Here is a 22,562-nt window from a genome sequence, read left to right as displayed (position 1 = left end):
AACTTGGGGGCGTCACTGGAGCGTCAGCGGCGCGGTACCACGCTGAAGCAGGATCTGAATGCGTTGGAGACAACTCCGCGCGGTAACCAGGTCCTGGCGCCGCGCGAAGTCACGGGCGGGCGTCCGGAGACGACGGGGCGAGGTACCTGGGACCCCAACAAGCCCAAGATTGGTGGCGGTGGTGGCGGTGTCGCCTGGCCACTAACCGAGCCGTCATTCGCCGCGCGTGAGTACTGGCCAACGGGCCTGTGGAGCAGTGACGGCATTCTCATGATCCCTGCGCCAAAGACGATCCATCTGGTAGACGCCGACGGCACCGAGGGGGCGCTCAACCTGGCCAACCCGGTGGCGCCATGACGGCTCCAGTCTGGGGCTGCCCCTGGCACGGCCGGGTAGAGGGCGGCCATCTGACCCTGCCCAATGGCGAGAACCGGCCCTGGCCACAGCCCGACGGTGCCCGCCGCGATCTCTATCCAGACAACCGCGCCATGTGGCTGACGAACAATGCCGGAACCACGCACCTGGTGCGCATGCCCGGCGTGCCGGCGGTGGAGCGCTCGACGGAGGAACTGGCGGATGATGCCGCTGCTGGGCGGACCTGGCTGAACAAGGCGCTACTGGCCGGAGCCAGTGACACCGCCGCGGCCAAGACCTATCTGCACAGCAAGGAAGTGGATGGCTGGATCTACGCGGCTCCTGACGGTAGCCGTTGGATGGCATGCGCGCTGGGTGAGTATCAATGGACCAGCGCCGACGGGCTGACTATCCCCTTGGAGATGCGCCGCTTCGGGGTGTTCGGCGCCCCGGCGGCCAGCCATAGCTATTCCCGCACGATCAGCACGGCGGCCATGGGCCAGCCCAGCTGGTTGTCGAGCGAAGAGCGGCGGGGCAAGGTCGAGGCGATCAAGCCCGATGGCTCCCAGGCCATCGTCCGGCTCTACCTGGATGCCGCGCAGGAGGGCACCAAGGGCTTTCTGCAGCTGACCCTCAGCGGTACGCCAGGCGTGGATTTCTCGGCCAGCCTGACGGCCCTGCGCACGGCCGCGCAAACCAACGGCACCGTGGCGGTCAACAACGCGGCCAGCGTCAGCTATGTCGAGCTGGAAGTGTCGACCAGCGAATCGACCGAGGACACCCGGGCGGGCGCGCCGCCGAGCTGTACCGGTTACTTGGACACTATCACCACCTACACCACCGACTTGGTGCCGGCGCCATCAGGTACCGGTTACAAGGTTATCAGCGGTACCAATGCGCTGACCCTGATCGGCCGCATCATGGCGATGTGGTTCAACGCCGCGGGGGAGATCGAGGAAGCGCTGCTGGACATTGAGAAGAGCTGCACCGCCAGCGCGCCGGAACCGGAGATCGAGTACAGCGGCCGGGATGTGCTCCGGCAGTCCAACATCAATGGCGACGGCGTGTGCGTCTTGGGCGGCGCCACCATGATTGAGCAGCACGCGGTGACCCGCTCGCGCTCTTCATCGCAGACGATTTCGGCCCTGTTCCGCCTGCGCGTCGGCACGCGCGAGGTGGAAGTCTCCGGTTCGCAGTCGGTCTCGATCGAGACGAGTTACTCCGCGACCGGCCTCCCGGGCAGCCGGGTCGAGGTGAGCGAGAAAACAACGGATACCAGCGGCACCACGTTTGGCTGGTTTACCGAACGACACGACAGCGTGGCGGGCGGCGAGGGTACCGACGCGGTGGACATCACCACCTACAGCGCCGCCGATGCGGACTTCACCCTGAACTACGTGCCGGTAGAGACGGGCGGTTACAACATCGCCTTCAAGCGCTGGGCGAACAACCTGGTCGGGCTCATCACGCGGCGCCCGGCTGGCTTTGGGGTGGCCCTCGGCACCATGAACTGGAGCGATGCGCTTTCGCCTGGGGATTCCCTGGTGCCGGGCGTATCGGAAACCAGCGCGGACACCGACGACACTTCGCCCTGGTACACCTACCGACCGTATGGCTCGTTCAACCCCCTGACGGGCGAGGCGGTGATTGCCTCGGCCGACCCCATCAGCTGGACCTGACCACAGACCTTCATCAACCCGGAGCCCTGGCGCCGGGTAGGGAGCTTGCATGCTGAAATTTTTGAATAACTGGTCGACGACCTTGCTCGCGCCCATAACGGCAGAGGCAGTGTCGATGTTTGTCGATGCCGGTGAAGCGGCCAAGCTGACGGGGCTGGGGTCTGGCGACCATTACCTGCTGACCCTCAGCGAGGTGGACTCTACGGGTCGGGAGATTGACTGGGAGATCGTCAAGGTCACGGCCAATGTCGCCGGAACGCTGACCATCGAGCGAAACCAGGAAGTCAGCGTGGCCCGGCCTTGGCTCGCGGATACCCGCGTCAGCATCCGCGTGACGGCCGGTGGTCTGGCTGGCCTGGGGCAGACCAGCAGTGGCGGCGCCCAGATCGGCGATCGTCTGGTGTCGTCGCGTGACCCAGGCGCGACCTGGCTGGCGGCCGACGGCAGCGCTAAGCCGAAGGGTACCTATCCGGCTCTGCATGCCCTGCTGGGTGACCGCCTAGCCCGGCTGCGCCGCTCCTCTGCACTGCGTCCGCAAGGGACCGGCACGCCGGGCCCTATCTGCAAGGGCGGCAGCGTCTACCTGCTCAGTTTCGTCGGCTCGTTCCAGTTGGTACGCAGTGCAGACGGTGGCGCTACCTGGGCGTCGGTCACCCTGGTTGATGCCTCCAGTACCAGTGTCCAGGTTAACGGCCTGGCGTTCGGCGCCGGGGTATTCGTGGCGGTGGGCCTCTCCGGCCGGATTGCCTACAGCGCCGACGGCCTGACCTGGACCCTGGCCACCTCGCCATTCTCCGGCTCGACGGTGCGCAGCGTGACCTTTGCGGCCGGGCTGTTTGTCGCGGTCGGGGACTCCGGCAAGCTGGCCACCAGCCCTGACGGCATCAACTGGACCCTGCGGACCAGCCAATTCGGCACCAGTGCCATCAATGGCGTGGCCTACAGCGTGAGCCGGTTCGTCATCGTTGGCGCCTCGGGGAAGGTCGCCTACAGCACCGATGGCCTGACCTGGACCCTGGGGACTTCCGGCACCACGGAGACCCTCAATGCGGTGGGGGCGGTGGCCGGCGGCTTCGTCACCTACGACACCTCGCTGGCGTACACCAGTAGCGACGGAAGCACCTGGACCAGCAACAACCCGGGGCTCGGTTTCCACGACGCCTTCGCCGCCAGCGGCGGTCGCGTGCTGCTGTCCGGGCCCAGCGTGCGGGAATCGACCGATGGCGTGACGTGGACGGCGTTCACCAACCCGCTCCCCTACAACCAGGATGTCCTGACCTACTTCAGCGACGGCGCGCTGGAGGTGCTGGGCGGGGGCAATGGCACCTACTACTTCCGCCCGGCGGGAGGCACCTGGGCGCGGCGCGTCAACGTGGCGGGCGCGTCGGATATCAGCGCCATCGCCTACGGCGCGGGCAAGTACGTGGCGGTCTCCACGGCCGGCGACCTGGTTGTCAGCACCGACGCAGTGAACTGGGCCGGAGTGGAGTTGGCGGTCCCCACCCCGGCGATCTCGGCCGTCTACGGCAATGGCCTGTTCGTGGTGGGGTGTACTTCCGGCCGCATCATGACCAGCGCCGACGGCGAGACTTGGACCTTGATCACCCTCAGTGGTGTGTCCAGCGCGGCCGGTGTCGCCGCGTTCGGCGGCGGTCGCTTCGCCGTCATCTTCGGAAACATCTGTGCCAGCAGCGCGGATGGGGTGACCTGGACCCAGGCGACAGTAAGCGGCGGGGGCTCGGCCTTGCTGGCCTATGGGGCTGGGACCTGGGTGCTGACCACCACTAGCTCCATCACCATGACCAGTCCGGATGCGATCACCTGGACCACGCACTTCGACGTGATGGGTCGCCCCACGGCGCTGGCCTTTGGCAATGGCCGGTTTGTCGCGGTGGACTCCGCGCGGGTGCACGTCTCGCGGGACGGCAAAGCCTGGGAAGTGGTGGGGCCGGCTCCGGTGGGCGCGCTGCACCTGGCCTTCGGGGATGGGGTCTTTGTCCTCGCAGCTACGCACCCCAGCGTCTACACGTCCGAGGATGGCGAGCGCTGGGAAGGCCTCGTCTGGAACTTCCCCAGCGAGAGCGCGCCGGCGCCCAAGCGGGTGCTGGCCGGCGGAGGCCGCGCCCTGGTCGCGGGAAGCGGCGGCTACCTGGCCGCCTATACCCCGGATTTCAACATGAGCACGCACTTCGCGCTGCCGCTCGGCGGCCGCAACGAGTTCATCAAAGCCCTGTAACGCCACTCTGACTTCAAGGAGCAGCCAGCCATGCAGCCGGCCCGCCTAGACCTGCCCGTCATTCAGGGCGCGACCTTCCGCCAGATCCTGCGCATCATGCAGCCGGAGCTGGCGTATCGACCGATCACCGCCATCGCCAGCACCTCGCCCGTGCGCCTGACCGTCGAGCACGGCCTGCCGACCGACTGGCCGGTGTGGGTGCGTGGTGTCGCCGGCTTCCCGGCGCTGAACAAGGAATTCCCCCGCGCGCTGCCGCACCTGGCCCAGGTGGTGGATGCCCAGCACCTGGACATCAACCCATTGGCCGCCACAGGCCTGCTGCCCAAGGGCGGTGAGCTGAGCTACTACCTGCCGGTGAGCCTGTCCGGCGTAGTCGCCACCCTGAAGGTGCTGGATGCGTCCGGTGCCGTGCTGCTTAGCGTGGTGCCGACTGTCCATGCCGGCGGCTGGGTGGAGGTGGAGCTGACGGACGAGCAGACCACTGCCCTGACCTGGAAGGAGGGCGTCTGGTACCTCGATCTGGCTTTCCCCAACGGAGAGAACTACCGCGCCTTCACCGGTCAGGCCAAGGTCTATCCGGTGGGCGCCGCGCCGAGCGCCACCTGTGAGGGTGCCTGGGTCCTCACCGCTGGCGGTCAGGGCGTGCCCGGCCCCATGGGTCCCGCGTTCAAGGTGGATGCTCTCGGCCCCCTGGCTGAGCGCGACCAGTACGACGACGAGGACGTGAACTTCGCCTACCTGGCCCTCGACAACGGTCTGCTGTATCTGCGCGAAGGTGCGCCGGGCGGCTGGACCGATGGCGTTCCGTTCCAGGGTCCGGCCGGCGATGACGGCCGCAGCATCACCGGCGTGGCCGTCAATGGCAGTGGCCACCTGATCATCACCTACAGCGACGGCAACACCAGCGATGCCGGCGCCATCCCAGCAGCACCGACCGTGTGGGGCACCATCGGCGGCACTCTGCTCGATCAGGACGACCTGGTCGCCGCGCTTGCCGGCAAGGCGACGTCCGCCCAGGGCGCCAAGGCTGATAGCGCCGTGCAGCCTGGCGATCTCGCCCCGGTGGCCACCAGCGGCAGCTACCCCGACCTGCAAGACAAGCCGTTCATTCCGGCCACCCCGGGTGATGTCGGCGCGGCCACGGCAGAGCAGGGCGCGAAGGCGGACGCCGCTGTGCAGCCGTCCGACCTGGCTGCTGGCCTGGCCGGCAAGGTCGACAAGGAAGCCGGCAAGGGCCTGAGCCAGGAGAACTTCACCAGCGCCGAAAAGGCCAAGCTCGCAGGGTTGGAGTCGAGTCACTTCAAGGGTGTGTTCGCTAGTCTCGCGGCCCTGGAGGCCGCCCTGCCCACGGCGGCAGCTGGTGACTATGCCGACGTGGACGCGGGAGAGGGCGTCGACACCCTACGGTACATCTGGGACGTCAGCGATCTGGAGTGGGTGCTGTCGGGTAGTGGTGCGCCACTGACCGCCGCTCAGGTCAAGACGCTGTATGAGTCAAACCCGGACACCAACGGCTTCACCGATGCGGAGCAGGACAAGCTGGCGGGGGTGGCCACTGGCGCGACCAAGAACAGCAATACCGACGAGCTGGTAGAGGGCGCGAGCAACCTCTACTTCACCACCGCTCGGGTTCTGGCGACCGTGCTCAGCGGCCTGAGCCTGGCCACAGGTGGCGCCATCGTCAGCACCGACACGGTGCAGCAGGCGTTCGGCAAGATTCAACGACAGCTCAACGACCACTTTGGCCAGGGCGGCAGCGTGCATGCCCTGGCTACCACTGTGGTGGCCGGCTTCATGAGCGCGGCGGACAAGGCCAAGCTGGATGGGGTGGCCACCGGAGCGACGGCGAACGATACCGACGCCAACCTGAAGAGCCGGGCGAACCATACCGGCACGCAAGTCGCCTCGACCATCAGCGACTTCAGCGAAGCAGTTGATGATCGCGTGGCATCCCTTCTGGTTGCTGGCACCAACATCACGCTGACCTACAACGATGCGGCGAACACGCTAACCATCGCTGCGTCGGGCGGAGGCGGGGCGGCCGGCGACATACTCGCCACCCTGGTCAATGCCGAGGTGGGCATCAGCGCGGCGACCACACTGACGTCGACGGCCTTCGGCAAGCTGCACGTCTGCACCGGTACGAGCGCCGATTACACCGTGGGGTTGCCGGCGGTGGCGGGCAACGCGGGCAAGTTCATCGGCCTGCGTATGTCGCCAGCCTTGACCAAGATTGTCACGCTCGACCCCAACGGCGTTGAGACCATCAACGGCGCGACCACGCGCAAGATGGCTGCGAATGAGACCGTTATCCTGTATTGCGACGGCAGCGCTTGGACGGTACTGGCGCGCGGTGACCGTGCGGTACTGGAGTTCTCGGCGAGCAAGGTTTCCGCGGTGCAGTCCATTGCCAACGGCACCTCCACGAAAATCACGTTCGAAACGGAAGATTTCGATTTTGGTGGTGGCTACAACCCCGCCACGTCAGTGTTCACCGTGCCGGCAAACGGGGCGGGTAAATGGGTATTCGGGGCTTCCCTGGTGTTTCAGGGCACCGCGTCCGACGACGTGATATCGATCCGGCTGTACAAGAACGGGTCGCAGGTCGGCAATATCGGCCACGCGCCCGCGGGGCGGCCCAACACAGGCGGCCCCTCCGGTATCACGTTTATCGATGTGGCGGCCGGCGACACACTCGAGATTTACGGGCGACTCGATACGACCTCCGGCGCGCGTGACGTATACGGCGCTGCCGGGACTTCGCGCTTCTACGGCTTCAAGGTGGACTGATATGGCCAAAGTACCCTGCACCGAAGTTCTCAACTTTGTGTCTATCGCGCGTCAGGCTGGATCGACCGGCGACGAAGCTATCCGGTTTGACGGCGAGTTTCTCTACGTCGATGACGTTGAGCAGGCGCCGCTGGAGGCCGCGCTGTTGGCCTATGATCCTCTGGCCGATGAAAGGGATAGGAGCGCTTCGCGCATCGCCGCCCGCCGCTATATGGCTGAGGTCGGCGGGATTTCCGTCAACAGCATGCGCATCAACACCGACGACCGCAGCAAGCTGTTGATCAATGGTGCGGCAGTCGAGGCGATGCTTGACCCCGGTTACGTCCTGCGCTGGAAGGCGGAAGACGGATTCGTTGACCTCACCGCCCAACAGGTGATCGCTGTGGCTCGCGCGGTGCGCGCCCATGTGCAGGCCTGCTTTGACCGGGAGGCGGCACTGCTGGCTGAGCTGGCGGCCGGAACCTTCACCGAGGACCTGCTAGAGGAGGGTTGGCCCAATGGATAGATTCCCGTTCCCGCTACAGGTCGAACTGCAGCACGACCGCAAGAAATGGCGCCTCCTGGCGCCATTTTCATATCTGGACGCTGGTCATGGCCTGCTGGTGGTGCCGGCCGGGTTTGAGACTGATTTCGCCTCGGTCCCGCGTCTGCCCTTGGCATTCCTGCTGCTTGGCGCGTATGGCCACGCGGCTGCTGTGCTGCACGACCACCTGTACCACTCTGGCTCGTTGCCCCGCGCGGCGGCTGACGGAGTCTTTCTCAATGCCTTGCGCTCCAGCGGCCATTCCCGCTGGCGTTCTTGGTTGATGTGGGCTGGTGTGCGCCTGTTCGGCGCGGCGCGCTACCGGCAGTGACCCATCCCCGACCCCGCTTCGGCGGGGTTTTTCATTTCTGGAGAAACCACATGTCGCAACGAGAGCGCGATATAGATGTGCTCGCCCGCACGATCTGGGGCGAGGCACGAGGAGAGGGCATAGCCGGGCAGGTAGCCGTGGGCTGGACCATCCGCAACCGCGTCGAGATGGACCTGGGCAAGGACGGCAAGCCGGACTGGTGGGGCGAGGGGTATGAAGGTGTGTGCCGGGCACCCTGGCAGTTCAGCTGCTGGAACAAGAACGATCCGAACTCCGCTTACCTGCGGGGCGAGAAGCAGATCCCGGCCAGCGAATACATGCGGGCCCGGGAGGCAGCGGTCGCCGTGATCGAGGGGCGTCAGCCTGACCCCACTGGCCAGGCTACCCACTACTACGCCACCACCATGCCCAAGGCGCCGGCCTGGGCGCCGCTGGCGAAGCGCACGGCGAAGATCGGCCGGCACGTCTTCTTCAAGGATGTGCCTTGAGTCGAAACCATGGCTTCGTTTTCGGCTCTTCTGACTGCCGTGCCGTAACAATCGAAGCCACAGCTTAGATTGGAGCAAATGATGGGGTGGACGAAGTTGAATTCGGCCTGGCTCTGGTGGGCGCTGGCGCTGCTCTTGGTGGGCGGTGGCCAGCAGCTGCGGGTTGCTGACCTGCAGGCCGATGTTGCCACCGCGAACACCGGCAAGGTTGAGGCGGAGAAGGGGCTCAGCGATTACCGCCTGGAGGTTGCCGAGCGCGACCGCCGGACGGATGCGCGGGCGAGAGCCGAGGAACAGCGCCGCCAGAAGGTGGTGGATGAGGTGGGGAATGAAGCGGAAGGGGAACTGGAAGTGGCTCGGGCTGATGCTGCTCGGGCTGGTGATGCTCTCGACCGGCTGCAGCAGCGATTCGAGGAAGCCGAGCGAAGGAGCCGCGCCTGCGGCAATTCCGTCACTGCCCAACTCAGCCAGGCAGCCGAAGACGAAGCCCGAATGCGAGCCGACCTGCTCAGCCGGATTGGAGAGGCTGCTCGACTCTATGCTGCTGAAGCCGACCGAAGGGGAGTAGCGGGGCGGGCCTGTGAGTTGGCCTATGACCGCGTGAGGGGGAGTGAGCCCTGATGTGGTAGTGACGCTTGTGCGCTGGTTGTATTGAGTGGCCACCTGGTAACAAGTACGCTCCTCCGATACCACAAGGAGGGTCACTGATGGCAGAAGTATTTGTTCGGCAGTTTGTGATTGTCGGGCCTGACCTTTTGGATTACGCGATCCAGGAGTATCAGGAAGTCACCGAAATCAGGAATCTTGACGGTTCGTGCGAGCGGATCGAGGGAATGAAGCGCTATCAGCTCCAGTATGGCGGCGCTGTAAACAAGCTATCTCAGCGGGAGTTCAAGGTAGTCGCGACAGGAATGGTTCTGACGATTCAGGACTGACTCGCTAGATCCGCGAACGCCCTGCAATCCAATGAGTAAAGGCCCGGTGCCATGGGGTTCTCCCTGTGGCACCGGGCCTTTTTTTGTGCCCGAAATATCTGTATAGAGAATGTGGCCTATGGGCAACCCAGGCTGACGAATCCGACTTTGGGGGTGGCGGTGGACATTGCGGCTAACCTCGATGGGCGCTCGGGAGGGCGCCTCTGATCAAAAAGTGCGCAATTCTAGCGGCAGGCGTCAGCCATTTCCACCCTCATCTGTTGTCATTTCGCAGCTAGCCTGTAGGAAGCTGGCGGAGCGGATGCGGGATGCTTCTCGTTGCCAGGATGGCTTATCAGACGATGCGCACCAACAGTCATGAGCAGGAAGGTTCAGATGAGCGAAAGCGTCACCCACTCCGCCCATCAGCATGAGGGGCATTCGACCACCGGGCTTGGCCTTCTGATAGCCGCCGCCGGGGTGGTCTACGGCGATATCGGCACCAGCCCGCTGTACACCCTGAAGGAAGTCTTCTCCCCCCAGTACGGCGTCCAGGTCAACCACGACGGGGTTCTGGGGGTGTTGTCGCTGATCTTCTGGTCGCTGATCTGGGTGGTGTCGATCAAGTACATGCTGTTCGTGTTGCGTGCCGACAACGAAGGCGAAGGCGGCGCCATGGCACTGACCGCGCTGGCCCAGCGCGCTTCCAGGTCCTACCCGAAGCTGAGGTCGGTGGTCGTGCTGCTCGGCCTGTTCGGTACGGCACTGTTCTACGGCGACAGCATGATCACCCCGGCGATTTCGGTGCTCTCCGCCGTCGAAGGCCTGGACCTTGCGTTCGATGGCATCAGCCACTGGGTGGTGCCGTTGTCGCTGATCGTGCTGGTGGGGTTGTTCTTGATCCAGAAGCACGGCACGGCGCGTATCGGCATTCTCTTCGGGCCGATCATGGTGCTCTGGTTCAGCGTGCTCGGTGCCCTGGGGATCTACGGCATCGTCCAGCAGCCGGAGGTGCTGAAGGCGATGAATCCCTGGTGGTGCGTGCACTTCTTCATCACCCATCCGACCGTGGGTGTGGTCATCCTCGGGGCGGTTGTGCTGGCCCTGACCGGTGCCGAGGCGCTCTACGCCGACATGGGCCACTTCGGCCGTAAACCCATCGCCCGTGCCTGGTTCTTCCTGGTGCTGCCGGGGCTGGTGCTGAACTACTTCGGTCAGGGGGCGGCCATCCTCGCCGACCCCGCTGCCGCGCGTAACCCCTTCTATCTACTGTCACCGGGCTGGGCGCTGCTGCCCATGGTGCTGCTGGCCACCCTGGCCACGGTAATCGCGTCCCAGGCAGTGATTTCCGGCGCTTTTTCGCTGACCCACCAGGCCATGCAGCTGGGCTACATCCCGCGCATGTTCGTGCAGCACACCTCCCAGCAGGAGCAGGGGCAGATCTACATCGGTGCGGTTAACTGGGCGCTGATGGTGGGCGTGGTGCTGCTGGTACTGGGCTTCGAGTCGTCCGGCGCGCTGGCATCGGCCTATGGGGTGGCGGTGACCGGCACCATGTTGATCACCACCCTGCTGGTGTCGGTGGTCATGCTGCTGCTGTGGAAAACCCCATGGTGGCTGGCCGTGCCGGTACTGCTGGGGTTTCTCTTCGTCGATAGCCTGTTCTTCACCGCCAACGTGCCGAAGATCTTCCAGGGTGGTGCCTTCCCGGTGGTGGCCGGTACGGCGCTGTTCGTCCTGATGACCACCTGGAAGCGTGGCAAGCAGATTGTGGTGGATCGCCTGGACGAAACCGCGCTGCCGCTGCCGTTGTTCATCAGCAGCATCCGTTCGCAGCCGCCGCATCGGGTGCAGGGTACGGCCGTATTCCTTACCGCCCGTACCGACGCCGTGCCCCATGCCCTGTTGCACAACCTGTTGCATAACCAGGTGCTGCACGAGCAGGTGGTGCTACTGACGGTGGTGAGTGAAGACACGCCGCGGATTCCGGCGGAACGGCGTTTCGAGGTGGATGCCTACGGGGATGGATTCTTCCGGGTGATCCTGCACTTCGGCTTCATCGAGGAGCCTGACGTGCCGGCAGCGCTGAAGCTCTGCCACCTCAATGAGCTGGACTTCAGCCCGATGAGTACCACCTACTTCCTCAGCCGCGAGACGGTGATCCCCACCAAGCGCATTGGCATGGCGCGCTGGCGCGAGGCGCTATTCGCTTTCCTGCTGAAGAACGCCAACAGCAACCTGAAATACTTCAACCTGCCGCTGAACCGGGTGATCGAACTGGGGACGCAGGTGGAGATTTAGGGGCTGAATATACAAGTAGGGTGCGCCATGCGCACCGGAACGCCGAGTGGTGGTTCCAGTGCGCGCGGCACACCCTACGGGGTAACAGCTATCAGCTCTTGCCCGGCAGCATCCGCACCAGGGTGTTGTCGCGGCTCACGTAGTGGTGGAACAGCGCTGCAACGGCGTGCAGACCGATCAGCCAGTAGCCGGCGGTGCCCGCCAGTTCGTGGAGTTCCTTGATTTCTCCGGCCAGTTCCTTGTTCGGGCCGATCAGCCCTGGCAGTTCCAGGCCGAAGAAGGGAACGGTCTTGCCAGCGGCGCTGAGAATCAGCCAGCCGGCCAGGGGCGTGCCGATCATCAGGGCGTAGAGCGCCAGGTGCATGAACTTGGCCACAAGGTTCTGCAAGCTCGTCGGGGCGGGCTGGATGGCCGGGGTGGGGGAGATCATGCGGCCGATCAGGCGCAGCCAGACCAGGAAGAACACTGCCATGCCGAGCATGAAGTGCCATTGCTTGAGCAGGTCGCGGGTTTCGCTGCCTTTAGGAAAGTTGCCCTTGAGTTCGATGCAGGCGTAAACCGCTGCGATCAGTACCAGCATCAGCCAGTGCAGGGCGATGGACAGGCTCCCATAGCGGGAAGGCGCGTTCTTGAGACTCATCAGGTACCTCTTTCTCGTCTTAAGGCGAAACGGTCGGGCAGGATAACCGCGTTGCCTTAAGCGAATCTGAACCTGGATCAATCCTTTGCAATGGACTCCTGGCGTTTCGCAACCGCTGCCAGCAGTTTCTCCGCCAATGCCGGGTAGTTTTCGTCGTAATGGTGTCCTCCCGGCAGTTCGAGATTTTCCCCGACGGCGCCCGGCTGGGTGCAGCCGCTCTCGCTGATTTCTTCCTTGCCGAACACGCAAAGCACCTTGCTTGCCGGCAGCTTCGCCAATTCCGGACCGGTGGCGGCTTCCTGGCCGGCCTTGCCGAGCCAGCCCTGTACCTCGATCTCGAAGCTGCCACTGCGGGCGAGCGCCAGCAGGAGAATGGCGTCCACCTGGTCCTGGTCGGCCTTGGGTAGCCGGTTGTAGAACGCCGGCAGCACGTCGGCGCCGAAGGAGTAGCCCGCCAGCACGAAACGCTTGGCGCCCCACTTTTCGCGGTATTCCTTCATCAGACGGCTGAGGTCGGCGGCACCCTGTTCGGGGTTCTTGTGCTGCCAGAAGTAGCGAAGCGCGTCGATGCCCACTACCGGGTAGTCGCGCTTGGCCATCTCGTCGGCCACCGCGCGGTCGAGATCGCGCCAGCCGCCATCGCCGGAATAGAACAGGGTGACGGTCCCGGTGGAGTGGGTGGCGGGCACTTCCACCACCGGCAGCGGCTCGCCCTGGCCTTGCAGCAGGCTTTGCAGGCGTTGCTGCAGCAGTTGCGTGAGGCTGGTGTCGTAGTCGCTGATCAGGGTTTCGGCATTGGACTGATTGCGCGCGAAGGCAGCGCTGGGGTCGTCCGGGTTGTCGTTCCAGGCGGCCAGCCAGTGGCCGTGGGGCGCCTTTTGCGGCAAGGCAGCGGGGCAGTCCGGGGTGTCCAGGCTGAAGTCGATGGACAAGGCCTGGACGTTGTCATTGCCTTGCCCGGCCAGCCAGCGCCAGGCGAAAGAGGCCCCAGCGCCGATACCCGCCACCAGCGTCGGTTCGCCGTCCAGGGTCTCGCGGGCTTGTTGCAGGCGTTCCTGTTGCGCCGTGCAGTCCGAGGCCGGCAGGTCCAGCTGTAGCAGGCGGGCATTGCTGCTGCGGGCCAGGGCCAGCAGGTCGGCGTCGGCCAGGCGCTGCTCGCCGCTGGCCAGCAGGAGCACACGGTGTTGAACGGCTCCGGCAGGGTTGGCAAGGGTCATGGGGCTGCCGTCAGAAGCCTTCAGGCTTTCCAGCTTTGCCTGGGGCGTGGGACGGCTCCAGAACAGCAGGATCGCGCCCACCAGCAGGACGATCAGGATCAGCAGCAGGTGTCGCCAGTTGCGTTTGAGCATGTGCACCTCAGCGTTTGACCAGGCCGGTGAAGCCGCCGGCGATCAGCGCGGCGGTGTCGGCCAGCGCCACCAGAGGGTCGAGGCCGGCGGGCACGGCCATGTAGCGCGGCTCCCACTCGGGCTGGAATTTCTCCTTGAAGCGGCGCAGTCCCTGGAAGTTATAGAACTGCTCTCCGCGGCGGAACACCAGCGCGCCGAGGCGCTGGGTCAAGGGCGCACCACGACGGGGTTGCAGGCCGGCGAGCGGCACCATGCCCAGGCTGAAGCGGGCGTGGCCACGTTCCTTGTAGTGCAGCAGCAGGCTGAGCATCAGGAATTCCATGGTCAGCTTCGGTGCGTGAGGATGCACGCGCATCAGATCGATGCTGGACAGGGTGTTGCCTTCGGTTTCCAGCAGGTTGGCGAAGGCCACCGGCTTGCCCTCGAACTGGATGGTGGCGATACGGAAATGCTTCAGGTAGTCCGGGTCGAAGCGGCCGAGGGAGAAGCCTTTCTCCCGTGCCTGCTTGCCCTGCATCCAGGCGTCGGAAATGGCCTGCAACTGCTCCAGGGGCGCAGTTCCGACTTCATAGATCTGCAGGCTGAGCCCGTCGCGTTGGCCGCGGCTCAAGGTGTAGCGCAGGTCCTTCATGGCCTTGTTCTTGGCGTCGAGGTCGAAGCGGGGCAGGTCGACCCGTGCTTCCTCGCCGAGCTTCAGGGCGGACAGGCCGATGTCCATGTAATAGGGCAGGTTCTCCGCACGTACCTGGTAGAACACCGGCCGGGCGTGGTGATGGTCGCAGAGGTCACGGAACTGCCAGATCAGCTCGGCGCGGCGGTGGGACGGGCCGATGGGGTCGAACAGCGCCACCAGGCTGCGGCCACGGCGGGCATACATGAGGAAGGCGTCGCCCTGGGGATGGAAGAGCAGGGCCTTGTCGCCGGTCAGCACCAGGCCGCCATCGGGCTGGTCGGAGCTGCGGATCACCTCGGCGGCGCGCTCCAGCTCTTCATCGGTCGGCTCGTGGATGGTCGGCGGCACCGGTCGCAGCAGCCAGGCCAGGGCGATGCCGGCCAGCAGCAGGCCGCTGGCCAGGGAGGCGCGCAGGGCGCGCGGCGCGTCGCCGTCCACCGCGAATTGCCACCAGAGTTCATGGTCGTAGGGCACGTCCTGGAAGGCGAAGAACATCAGCCAGAGGGCCGCGATCAGCACGCAGGCGCTGGCCGCCAGGTTGATCGGCGAGAAGGGCATCTCCAGCAGGCGGCTGGGGCGATAGAACGCCGCACGGAATATCGCCAGCAGTACGGCGGTCATGCTCAGCAGGCTGGCTTCTTCCCAGTCGAAGCCCTTGAGCAGGGACAGGCCGGCGCCGGTCAGCAGCAGCACCACGGTCAGCGCCCAGGCCGCCGACAGGCGATGGCGCAACCCGTGGGCCAGCAGCAGGCAGAGCACCCCGACCAGGCTGGCGGCCAGGTGCGAGGCGTCGATCAGGCGATGGGGGATCAGGAAACTCAGGTGTTCCAGGCGGGTGTCCACCGCCGGGGTGACGCCGGAGAACAGCAGCACCACACCGGACAGGAACACCAGCAGCGACAGTACCGGCGCGGCCAGGCCGGAGGCGGCGCGCAATGCCTGGCGGCCGGCGGGGAACAGGCGCTGCGCCTCATTGGCCAGCAACAGCAGGCAGGCCAGCACCAGTGGCAGGCCGACGTAGATCAGGCGGTAGAGCAACAGGGCGGCCGCCAGGGGGGCAGCGCCCAATTGGCCGGCGAAGGCCGCCAGCAGGACGGCTTCGAACACGCCGACCCCGCCTGGAACGTGGCTGAGTACGCCAGCGGCCAGGGCCAGCATGTAGACCAGCAGGAAGGCGCCGAGCGGCGGCGCGTCTGGCAACAGTACGTAGAGCACGCAGGCGGCGGCGCAGACGTCCACTACCGTGATCAGCAGTTGCAGCGCTGACAGGCGCAGGCCGGGCAGGCGCACGCTGCGGTTGCCCAGGCGGATGTCGATGCAGCCGGGCACCGGTGGTTCGGGAGCGCGCTGGCGCGAGATCCAGAAGACCAGTGCGGCTCCGGCCAGCAGCACGCCCACGGCCATGAAGATCACCAGGCTTTCCGGCAGGCCCAGGGCGATCGAGGCGGCGGCCGGGGCACTCAGGGCGGCCAGCGCCGCCAGCGGCGGGAGCGCCGAGCCCAGGGAGAGGCTGGCGAACAGGGTGATGCGGGCGATGTCGCCAGCGCCGAGGTTGTCGCGCCCGTACAGGCGAAAACGTACAGAGCCGCCGGTGAGCATCGACAGGCCGACGGCGTTGCCCACGCCCGACGCGCAGAAGCTGCCCAGCGCCATGCGCTGCAAGGGCAGGTGCACACCGGCGAAACGGCAGCCGGACCACTCGTAGCCTACGTAGGCGATGAAGCTGACAGCGGTGGCGCCCAGGGCCAGCAGCAGGCTGGTGCCGGGTACATCGGCAATGGCGGAGCGCAGTGCGTCCGGGTCGAGTTCCCGCAACAGGTGCCAGCACGCCAGCAGGCCGAGGATGAACACCAGCAGGGTGAAGGCGATGACGATCCACTGCCGATAGGCTGTAAGGCTGTCGAGCCAGCGGATCTGGGCGGATTCTTCGTTGAGTTGGCCGTTGGCCGGCTTTTCCACTGGCGGGGTGTTGGCGCGCATCGAGCACCTCTGGGCAATGTGCGCCACTGAGTGTGGGCGCCGACAGCAAGTTCCAAGTGTCTGGCAGAACTTTTTCTTCGCCGGCCTTTCGATGGTCTAGCGCGTAAAACGGCCGGGTGCACCGGCAAGTCTAGGCGAGCAGGGAGTCCCGCCGCTGCGGGAAGTCGGGGAGCGTCAGGGGAGGGCGGCAATTTGCCGCGCGACGGCCCGCCGGTCAGTGCCAGACCGAGCGGGTCTCCCAATCGCGGAACTGTTCGGCTGGAATCGGCTGACTGATCTTGTAGCCCTGGGCGATGTCGCAGCCGTATTGGCCGAGCTGGTTGAAGGTCAACTGGTCCTCCACCCCTTCGGCCACCACCGTCAGGTCCAGGTTGTGGGCCAGTTCGATGATGGAGCGGACGATCTTCGCCGACCCCGCGTTGGTGGTCATACCGCTGACGAAGGACTGGTCGATCTTCAGCGAGTCCACCGGCAGCCGTTGCAGGTATGCGAGGGACGAATAGCCGGTGCCGAAGTCGTCGATGGTCAGGTGGGCATCCAGGTCCTTGAGTGCCGACAGGGTCTGCTGCGAGGCCACCGGATCTTCCATCAGCGCGCTTTCGGTCAGTTCGAACTCGATCCAGTGGGGTTTGGCGCCCCAGGTGGCGAAGGAACCCTGGATGCGTTCCAGCAGCCGCGGGTCGCGCAGGTCGTGGGCCGAGAGATTGACCGAAATGGGGCGCTCATCTCCCTCTTCATGCCAGGCATAACGCTGGCCCAGCGCGGTATCCAGCACCCAGAGGGTCAGTGGGGTTATAAGGCCGGTGTTCTCGGCCAGGCGCACGAACTCGTCGGGCGGCAGCATGCCGTGTTGGGGATGGCGCCAGCGCACCAGCGCCTCGGTGCCGCACACGCGATTGCTGGCGATCTCTACCTTGGGTTGGTAGTAGAGCAGCAGTTCGTTGCGGTCGATGGCTCGGCGTAGGTCGCCCATCAGCGTCAGGTGCTGGGCGCATTCCTGGTCGAGACCACCCTGGAACACCGCGAAGCCGGTATTGGAGCGCTTGGCCTGTTCCATCGCGCTGCCGGAGCGACGGATCAGGGCTTCCGGAGCCGTGCCGTGGCCGGGGTAGAGGGCGATGCCGATACTGGCCCGCGCTTCCAGATAGAGGCCGGAGAGTTCGACCGGGTCGTAGAGCGCCATGAGTATTTGCTTGGCCAGTTGCGAAGCGTGCTCGGCGCCGCCGTTGGGCATGAGCACGGCGAATTCACATTCGCCCATTCGCGCCACCGTGCGTTCCGCCCCCACCACCTGCTTCAGGCGGGAGGCGATTTCGATCTGAAGACGGTCGCCTTCTCGATAGCCGAGGGTTTCGTTGATTTCCTGGTTGCGGGCGATCTCCAGGTGCAGCAGGCCGAAGGGGCGGCGCTCCTGGCGGGCATTGGCGATGGCGGTATCGAGCAGTTCGCGCAGGCGTACGCGGTTGGGCAGGCCGGTCAATGCGTCTTCATAGGCCATGCGGCGGATGGTCGACTCGGCTTCCACCGCACGGGCGCGGGTGCGCAGGGTGGAGATGCCGAAGCCCAGGTCATGGGCCGTGGCCAGCAGCAGTTCAACTTCCTTCTCATCGAATGCATCGGCGCGCTCGGCCATGATCACCAGCATACCGATGAGCGTGTCTTCCACCTTGAGGGGCAGGGCCAACGCCGACGCGAAGCCATATTCACGGGCTTCTTCATGGAGCGCGGCTTCGGGGTCGTTGAGCAGGTCACGCAGTACCAGCGGGTCGCCCGCCTGCAAGGCGGCTTCCAGCTGGCCATGGAAGCTGCCGTCATGGCCGCCCGCGCCCCACCCCTGGCAGATGCCATCGGCCGCGTTGCAGGCCATCACCTTGTATGGGCGCACCGGGTCGTCCTGGCGGTAGTCGACCCAGGCCTGGCGATAGCCGCATTCATCCACAAGGACCCGGCAGATTTCCGTCAGCAGCGGTGTTTCGCTGGTGGCATGGATCACTGCATGGTTGACCGCGACCCGGGTGGCCAGGGCGCGGTTGAGGGCTTCCACCTGCTGCTCGGCCTGCCGGCGTCGGGCCTTGATGCGTAGGGCCTGGAGGCCGAAGGCCATGTCGTCGGCGGCTTCACTGAGCAGTGCCAGTTCCCGTTCACCGAAGGCATCGGGCTCCTTGGCGCAGATGGCCAGGGCGCCGAAGATCTCGCCGTCTACCCGCAGGGGCAGGGACAGGACCGAGGCAATGCCGTGGGTGATGGCGCTCTCCCGCCAGGGGCTGAGCCTGGGGTCTGTGAGGATATTGCGCGTGATGGTCGGGACACCGGTGCGGATGGCGGTACCGGTGGTGCCGCGTCCGCGTTCGCGATCGGCCCAGGTGATGTTGAGCGAATCGACATACGCCTTGTCGAGTCCAACGTGAGCCAGGGGCGTCACCGATTGTGCTTCGTCATGTTCGGCGCGTCCCACCCAGGCCATGCGATAGCCGCCTTCCTCCACCACCACCCGGCAGATTTCCTTGAACAGGAAGCACGGGTCTTCGGCGCGCAACAGGGCTCGATTGCATCCGCTCAGCGTACGCAGCGCGCGGTTCAGGTATTCGACTTCCTCACTGGAGGCGCAGTAACCGGACATGTCGAACCTCCACCAGGTGGACAGGTGCGCTTCAAGTATAGAAGTCGGGACTTTTCCGGATGGGGGACTGACGAGCAGCCTTGACGGACGGAGGAGGGAGGCGGAAACGAAAAAGGCCACTCCGAAGAGTGGCCTTTTTGGAAACTGGTTGCGGGAGCTGGATTTGAACCAACGACCTTCGGGTTATGAGCCCGACGAGCTACCAGACTGCTCCATCCCGCGGCGGCAATTCTACAGTTCTGCGGAGGGCTGTCAAACGATTTCTTTCATTTAAATCAAATACTTATTTCGACCCAAACGAAAAAGGCCACTCCGAAGAGTGGCCTTTTTCTAATGTTGGTTGCGGGAGCTGGATTTGAACCAACGACCTTCGGGTTATGAGCCCGACGAGCTACCAGACTGCTCCATCCCGCGGCGGCAATTCTACAGTTCTGCGAGGGGCTGTCAAACGATTTCGCAGAAAAATTCTTTTTCCCTCAAATATTTAGCAATCGGGTGAGGTGAAGGGGCGCTGCCCGGACGTGTGCTAGAGCGGCTGGAGAGGGCTCGGGCTGCGGTATCATCGCCTGCTATCCGAACCGCCCTCGCACCACCGATCACCATGCCGCAACGAAAGATCATCCACATTGACTGCGACTGCTTCTACGCCGCCATCGAGATGCGCGACGACCCGTCGCTGGCGGGTAAACCCCTGGCGGTTGGCGGCTCGCCGGACAAGCGTGGGGTCGTGGCGACCTGCAACTACGATGCCCGTGCCTACGGTGTGCGCTCGGCGATGCCGATGCGGACGGCGGTCAAGCTGTGTCCGGACCTGACCATCGTCCGGCCGCGCATGGATGTGTACAAGGCGGTGTCGCGGCAGATCCATCAGATATTCCGCGACTTCACCGAGATCATCGAACCGCTGTCCCTCGACGAGGCCTACCTGGACGTTTCCGACAGCCCGCATTTCAACGGCAGCGCCACGCGCATCGCCCAGGAAATTCGTCGGCGCGTCGCCTCCGAGTTGCATATCACGGTGTCTGCCGGGGTGGCGCCGAACAAGTTCATCGCCAAGATCGCCAGCGACTGGCGCAAGCCGGACGGGATGTTCGTGGTCACGCCGGACCAGGTGGATGAGTTCGTCGCCGCACTGCCGGTGAGCAAGCTGCACGGCGTGGGCAAGGTGACGGCGGAGAAGATGGCGCGCCTCGGCATACGTACCTGCGCCGACCTGCGCGACTGGAACAAGCTGGCGCTGGCGCGGGAGTTCGGCAGTTTCGGCGAGCGGCTCTATAACCTGGCTCGTGGCCAGGATGACCGTATCGTGCAGGTGGACAGCAGGCGGCAGTCCATCAGCGTGGAAAACACCTACGACCAGGACCTGCCCAATCTGGATGCCTGCCTGGAGCAACTGCCGGCACTACTGGATGAGCTGCGTGGGCGCATGGCGCGCCTGGACAGCAGCTATAAGTCAGACAAGCCCTTCGTGAAACTGAAGTTCCACGACTTCACCCAGACCACCCTGGAACAGGCCGGCGCCCGCCGCGACCTGGACAGTTACCGGCAATTGCTCAGCGCGGCGTTCGCCCGTGGCGACAAGCCGGTGCGGTTGATCGGGGTAGGGGTGCGTTTGCAGGACCTGCGTGGCGCAGTCGAGCAGCTCAACCTCTTCTAAGGCACGGCCTGCTTTTTTGTAGGAGCGAATTCATTCGCGAAGGGCTGCGGAGCGGCCCGTGGGTTCGTTTCGCGAATGAATTCGCTCCCACAAAGAGGAGAAAGGCGGATTGTTTCAGCCTTCCACCGGCCACAGCCGGATCGCCTTGCCCTCGGCCGGCCACAGTCGGAGCTGGTCGATGGGGGAAATGTCCCAGCGCTGCACCTTGCCCAGGGCGTCGAGGAAGCGTTGTTCCTGTTCCATCAGCGCGGGCGCGCACATCTTGCGCGTGCTGCCGGCGGCGCCGAAGGTCAGCTTGTCGCCTTCCATCGTGTAGGAAGCGAACCAGTGGTTGCAGCCGGCGTTGCCATAGGCGCGGTTGTCATCGCCCAGGGTGATGGTCAGGTGACTGTTATCAATCAGCGGGCGCTCGCCGATCCATTCCACCTGGTAGGTCGTGCCGGTTTCCAGTTGCGGACGATCGCTGGCGCAGCCGGTGATGGCGGCGGCCAGAACGGCCAGCAGCAGGGTGTTCCGGGTCATTGGGTGTCCTCCTGACGACAATTCGGGCAGAAGTGCTTGCCTGCGTGATTGCGCCATCCCAGTTCCGCGATGCGCGCCTCGGCGGCCGGTGCCTGGGCCTGTTTGCCGAGGCCGCTGTCGACGGCGAATTCGAAGTCCAGGCGCTTGCCGCAGGCGTCGCAGTCGACGTGCCAGTTGTGGATAGCGAGTTCCTTGAAGGCCGGGCCCTTGGCCACCGCCAGCCATTGGCCGGGCGGGTTGATCAGGTGGCGCACCTTGTCCACGGTGAGACGCATGCTGAGGTCGCGGCTGCCCTTGAGGGTCACCAGCAGGGTGTCGCCGGTTTGAATCGAGCCGCCGGTGCCCGTGACCTGATAGAGGCCCGGGGAGAGGGCGCGGCATTCGTTCAGGGTGTGGGCGGGGTTGAGCAGGTTGTAGCGAAAATCGTGTTCGGCCATAGGTCCTCCGGCTAGGGCGCGCATCCTAACATGGCCTAGGCATCCACCTGATTGCACGGCCGCCCGGCGGCCCAGGCGGCGATGTTGTCCAGGGTGGTGCGGGCGATGGCGGCCAGGGCCTCGCGAGTGAGGAAGGCCTGGTGGGCGGTGATGATCACGTTGGGGAAGGTCAGTAGCCGAGCGAGTACGTCGTCCTGTAGCGGTAGATCGGAACGGTCTTCGAAGAACAGGTTGGCTTCTTCTTCATAGACATCCAGGCCCAGGTAGCCGAGCTGGCCGGACTTGAGCGCGTCGATCAGAGCTGGCGTATCCACCAGCGCGCCACGCCCGGTGTTGATCAGCATGGAACCGGGCTTCATTCGCTCCAGGCTCTGGGTATTGATCAGATGGCGGGTGGCTTCGTTGAGCGGGCAGTGCAGGCTGATGATGTCGCTGTCGGCCAGCAGTTCCGGCAGGTCGACATAGACCGCGCCCAGCGCTTCGACACTGGGGTTACGCTGTGGGTCGAAGGCCAGCAGGCCACAGCCGAAGCCGGCCATGATGCGGGCGAAGGTCGCGCCGATCTGTCCGGTACCAACTACGCCCACGGTCTTGCCCACCAGGTCGAAACCGGTGAGGCCGTGGAGGGTGAAGTCGCCTTCGCGGGTGCGGTTGTAGGCGCGGTGCAGGCGGCGGTTGAGGGCCAGGATCAGGGCCACCGCATGTTCGGCCACCGCATGGGGCGAGTAGGCCGGAACCCGCACCACGGTCAGGCCAAGGCGCTTGGCTGCTGCCAGGTCGACATGGTTGTAGCCGGCCGAACGCAGGGCGATCAATCGGGTTCCGCCGTTGGCCAGACGCTCCAGCACCGGGGCGGACAGGTCGTCATTGATGAAGGCGCAAACCACGTCGAAGCCATTGGCCAGGGCGGTGGTATCGAGGGTCAGGCGTGCCTGTTGGAAGTGCAGCTCGAAGGTGGGACTGGCGCCGAGGAAGCTCTCGCGGTCATAGGCCTGGCTGCTGAACAGAATGGTGCGCATGGATTCTCCTTGGTTGTTCAGCAGCATAGCTGGCGTCTGGCCACTTCAC

18 protein-coding genes and 2 tRNA genes are annotated in these 22,562 nt (G+C 65.1%); 11 read left to right on the top strand and 9 right to left on the bottom strand.

The window, feature by feature from the left end:
• Positions 1-63: 63 nt before the first annotated feature.
• The 10 genes from E8E91_RS19545 to E8E91_RS19500 all read left to right on the top strand — a co-directional run bounded on the left by E8E91_RS19545 (position 64) and on the right by E8E91_RS19500 (position 11,616).
• Positions 64-357 (top strand): hypothetical protein, encoded by a 294-nt coding sequence (locus E8E91_RS19545; RefSeq protein ID WP_280377976.1) that lies wholly within the window; start codon positions 64-66, stop codon positions 355-357.
• The gene (locus tag E8E91_RS19540; RefSeq protein WP_280377973.1) at positions 354-2,033 is read left to right on the top strand and encodes a hypothetical protein; all 1,680 of its coding nucleotides are present in this window, start codon (positions 354-356) and stop codon (positions 2,031-2,033) included. The genes E8E91_RS19545 and E8E91_RS19540 overlap by 4 nt, the downstream gene beginning before the upstream one ends.
• 115 nt (positions 2,034-2,148) lie before the next feature.
• On the top strand, positions 2,149-4,269 hold the full coding sequence (locus E8E91_RS19535) for a hypothetical protein (protein ID WP_280377970.1): 2,121 nt from the start codon (positions 2,149-2,151) through the stop codon (positions 4,267-4,269).
• Between the two features lie 30 nt (positions 4,270-4,299).
• Positions 4,300-7,059 (top strand): hypothetical protein, encoded by a 2,760-nt coding sequence (locus E8E91_RS19530; RefSeq protein WP_280377967.1) that lies wholly within the window; start codon positions 4,300-4,302, stop codon positions 7,057-7,059.
• Position 7,060: 1 nt separating this feature from the next.
• Positions 7,061-7,564 carry a DUF4376 domain-containing protein gene (locus E8E91_RS19525; RefSeq protein WP_280377965.1) on the top strand — a complete coding sequence of 168 codons (504 nt, stop codon included), beginning with the start codon at positions 7,061-7,063 and terminating at the stop codon, positions 7,562-7,564.
• On the top strand, positions 7,557-7,913 hold the full coding sequence (locus E8E91_RS19520; RefSeq protein WP_280377964.1) for a DUF1353 domain-containing protein: 357 nt from the start codon (positions 7,557-7,559) through the stop codon (positions 7,911-7,913). Before E8E91_RS19525 ends, E8E91_RS19520 begins: the two co-directional genes overlap by 8 nt.
• A 50-nt stretch (positions 7,914-7,963) precedes the next feature.
• A complete protein-coding gene (locus E8E91_RS19515; RefSeq protein ID WP_280377962.1) occupies positions 7,964-8,401 on the top strand; it encodes a cell wall hydrolase in 438 nt (145 codons plus the stop codon).
• 81 nt (positions 8,402-8,482) lie between these two features.
• Positions 8,483-9,022, top strand: coding sequence for a DUF2514 family protein (locus E8E91_RS19510; RefSeq protein WP_280377961.1), 540 nt, complete (start codon positions 8,483-8,485; stop codon positions 9,020-9,022).
• 86 nt (positions 9,023-9,108) lie between these two features.
• Positions 9,109-9,336 carry a hypothetical protein gene (locus E8E91_RS19505; RefSeq protein ID WP_280377959.1) on the top strand — a complete coding sequence of 76 codons (228 nt, stop codon included), beginning with the start codon at positions 9,109-9,111 and terminating at the stop codon, positions 9,334-9,336.
• 375 nt (positions 9,337-9,711) lie between these two features.
• Positions 9,712-11,616, top strand: a complete 1,905-nt coding sequence (locus E8E91_RS19500; RefSeq protein WP_280377956.1) for a potassium transporter Kup — start codon at positions 9,712-9,714, stop codon at positions 11,614-11,616.
• Positions 11,617-11,707: 91 nt separating this feature from the next.
• Here E8E91_RS19500 and E8E91_RS19495 read toward each other — a convergent pair whose 3' ends face one another.
• From E8E91_RS19495 to E8E91_RS19470, 6 genes are all read right to left on the bottom strand, one after another.
• The gene (locus tag E8E91_RS19495) at positions 11,708-12,256 is read right to left on the bottom strand and encodes a cytochrome b (protein WP_280377953.1); all 549 of its coding nucleotides are present in this window, start codon (positions 12,254-12,256) and stop codon (positions 11,708-11,710) included.
• Between the two features lie 77 nt (positions 12,257-12,333).
• A complete protein-coding gene (locus E8E91_RS19490; protein WP_280377950.1) occupies positions 12,334-13,605 on the bottom strand; it encodes an AcvB/VirJ family lysyl-phosphatidylglycerol hydrolase in 1,272 nt (423 codons plus the stop codon).
• 7 nt (positions 13,606-13,612) lie between these two features.
• Complete coding sequence (gene mprF, locus E8E91_RS19485) at positions 13,613-16,258, bottom strand: bifunctional lysylphosphatidylglycerol flippase/synthetase MprF (RefSeq protein ID WP_280377947.1); 2,646 nt, start codon at positions 16,256-16,258, stop codon at positions 13,613-13,615.
• A gap of 214 nt (positions 16,259-16,472) precedes the next feature.
• Positions 16,473-18,878 (bottom strand): EAL domain-containing protein, encoded by a 2,406-nt coding sequence (locus E8E91_RS19480; protein ID WP_280377944.1) that lies wholly within the window; start codon positions 18,876-18,878, stop codon positions 16,473-16,475.
• Positions 18,879-19,023: 145 nt separating this feature from the next.
• A tRNA-Met gene (locus tag E8E91_RS19475) sits at positions 19,024-19,100 on the bottom strand.
• Positions 19,101-19,215: 115 nt separating this feature from the next.
• Positions 19,216-19,292 (bottom strand) — tRNA-Met (locus E8E91_RS19470).
• A 187-nt stretch (positions 19,293-19,479) separates the two neighbouring features.
• Here E8E91_RS19470 and dinB point away from each other — a divergent pair.
• Positions 19,480-20,535: a DNA polymerase IV gene (gene dinB, locus E8E91_RS19465; RefSeq protein WP_280377942.1), complete on the top strand. Its 1,056-nt coding sequence runs from the start codon at positions 19,480-19,482 to the stop codon at positions 20,533-20,535.
• A gap of 114 nt (positions 20,536-20,649) precedes the next feature.
• Here dinB and E8E91_RS19460 read toward each other — a convergent pair whose 3' ends face one another.
• The 3 genes from E8E91_RS19460 to E8E91_RS19450 are packed head-to-tail and all read right to left on the bottom strand — an operon-like array spanning position 20,650 to position 22,513.
• On the bottom strand, positions 20,650-21,057 hold the full coding sequence (locus tag E8E91_RS19460) for an META domain-containing protein (RefSeq protein WP_280377940.1): 408 nt from the start codon (positions 21,055-21,057) through the stop codon (positions 20,650-20,652).
• Positions 21,054-21,494, bottom strand: a complete 441-nt coding sequence (locus E8E91_RS19455; protein ID WP_280377938.1) for a hypothetical protein — start codon at positions 21,492-21,494, stop codon at positions 21,054-21,056. Before E8E91_RS19455 ends, E8E91_RS19460 begins: the two co-directional genes overlap by 4 nt.
• Before the next feature lie 35 nt (positions 21,495-21,529).
• A complete protein-coding gene (locus tag E8E91_RS19450) occupies positions 21,530-22,513 on the bottom strand; it encodes a 2-hydroxyacid dehydrogenase (RefSeq protein WP_280377936.1) in 984 nt (327 codons plus the stop codon).
• Positions 22,514-22,562 lie beyond the last annotated feature (49 nt).

This window comes from Pseudomonas sp. BN515, assembly GCF_029873155.1.
GTDB lineage: Bacteria > Pseudomonadota > Gammaproteobacteria > Pseudomonadales > Pseudomonadaceae > Metapseudomonas.
Note: the sequence above shows the minus strand (reverse complement) of the source record. Positions and strands in the feature narration are given on the sequence as shown.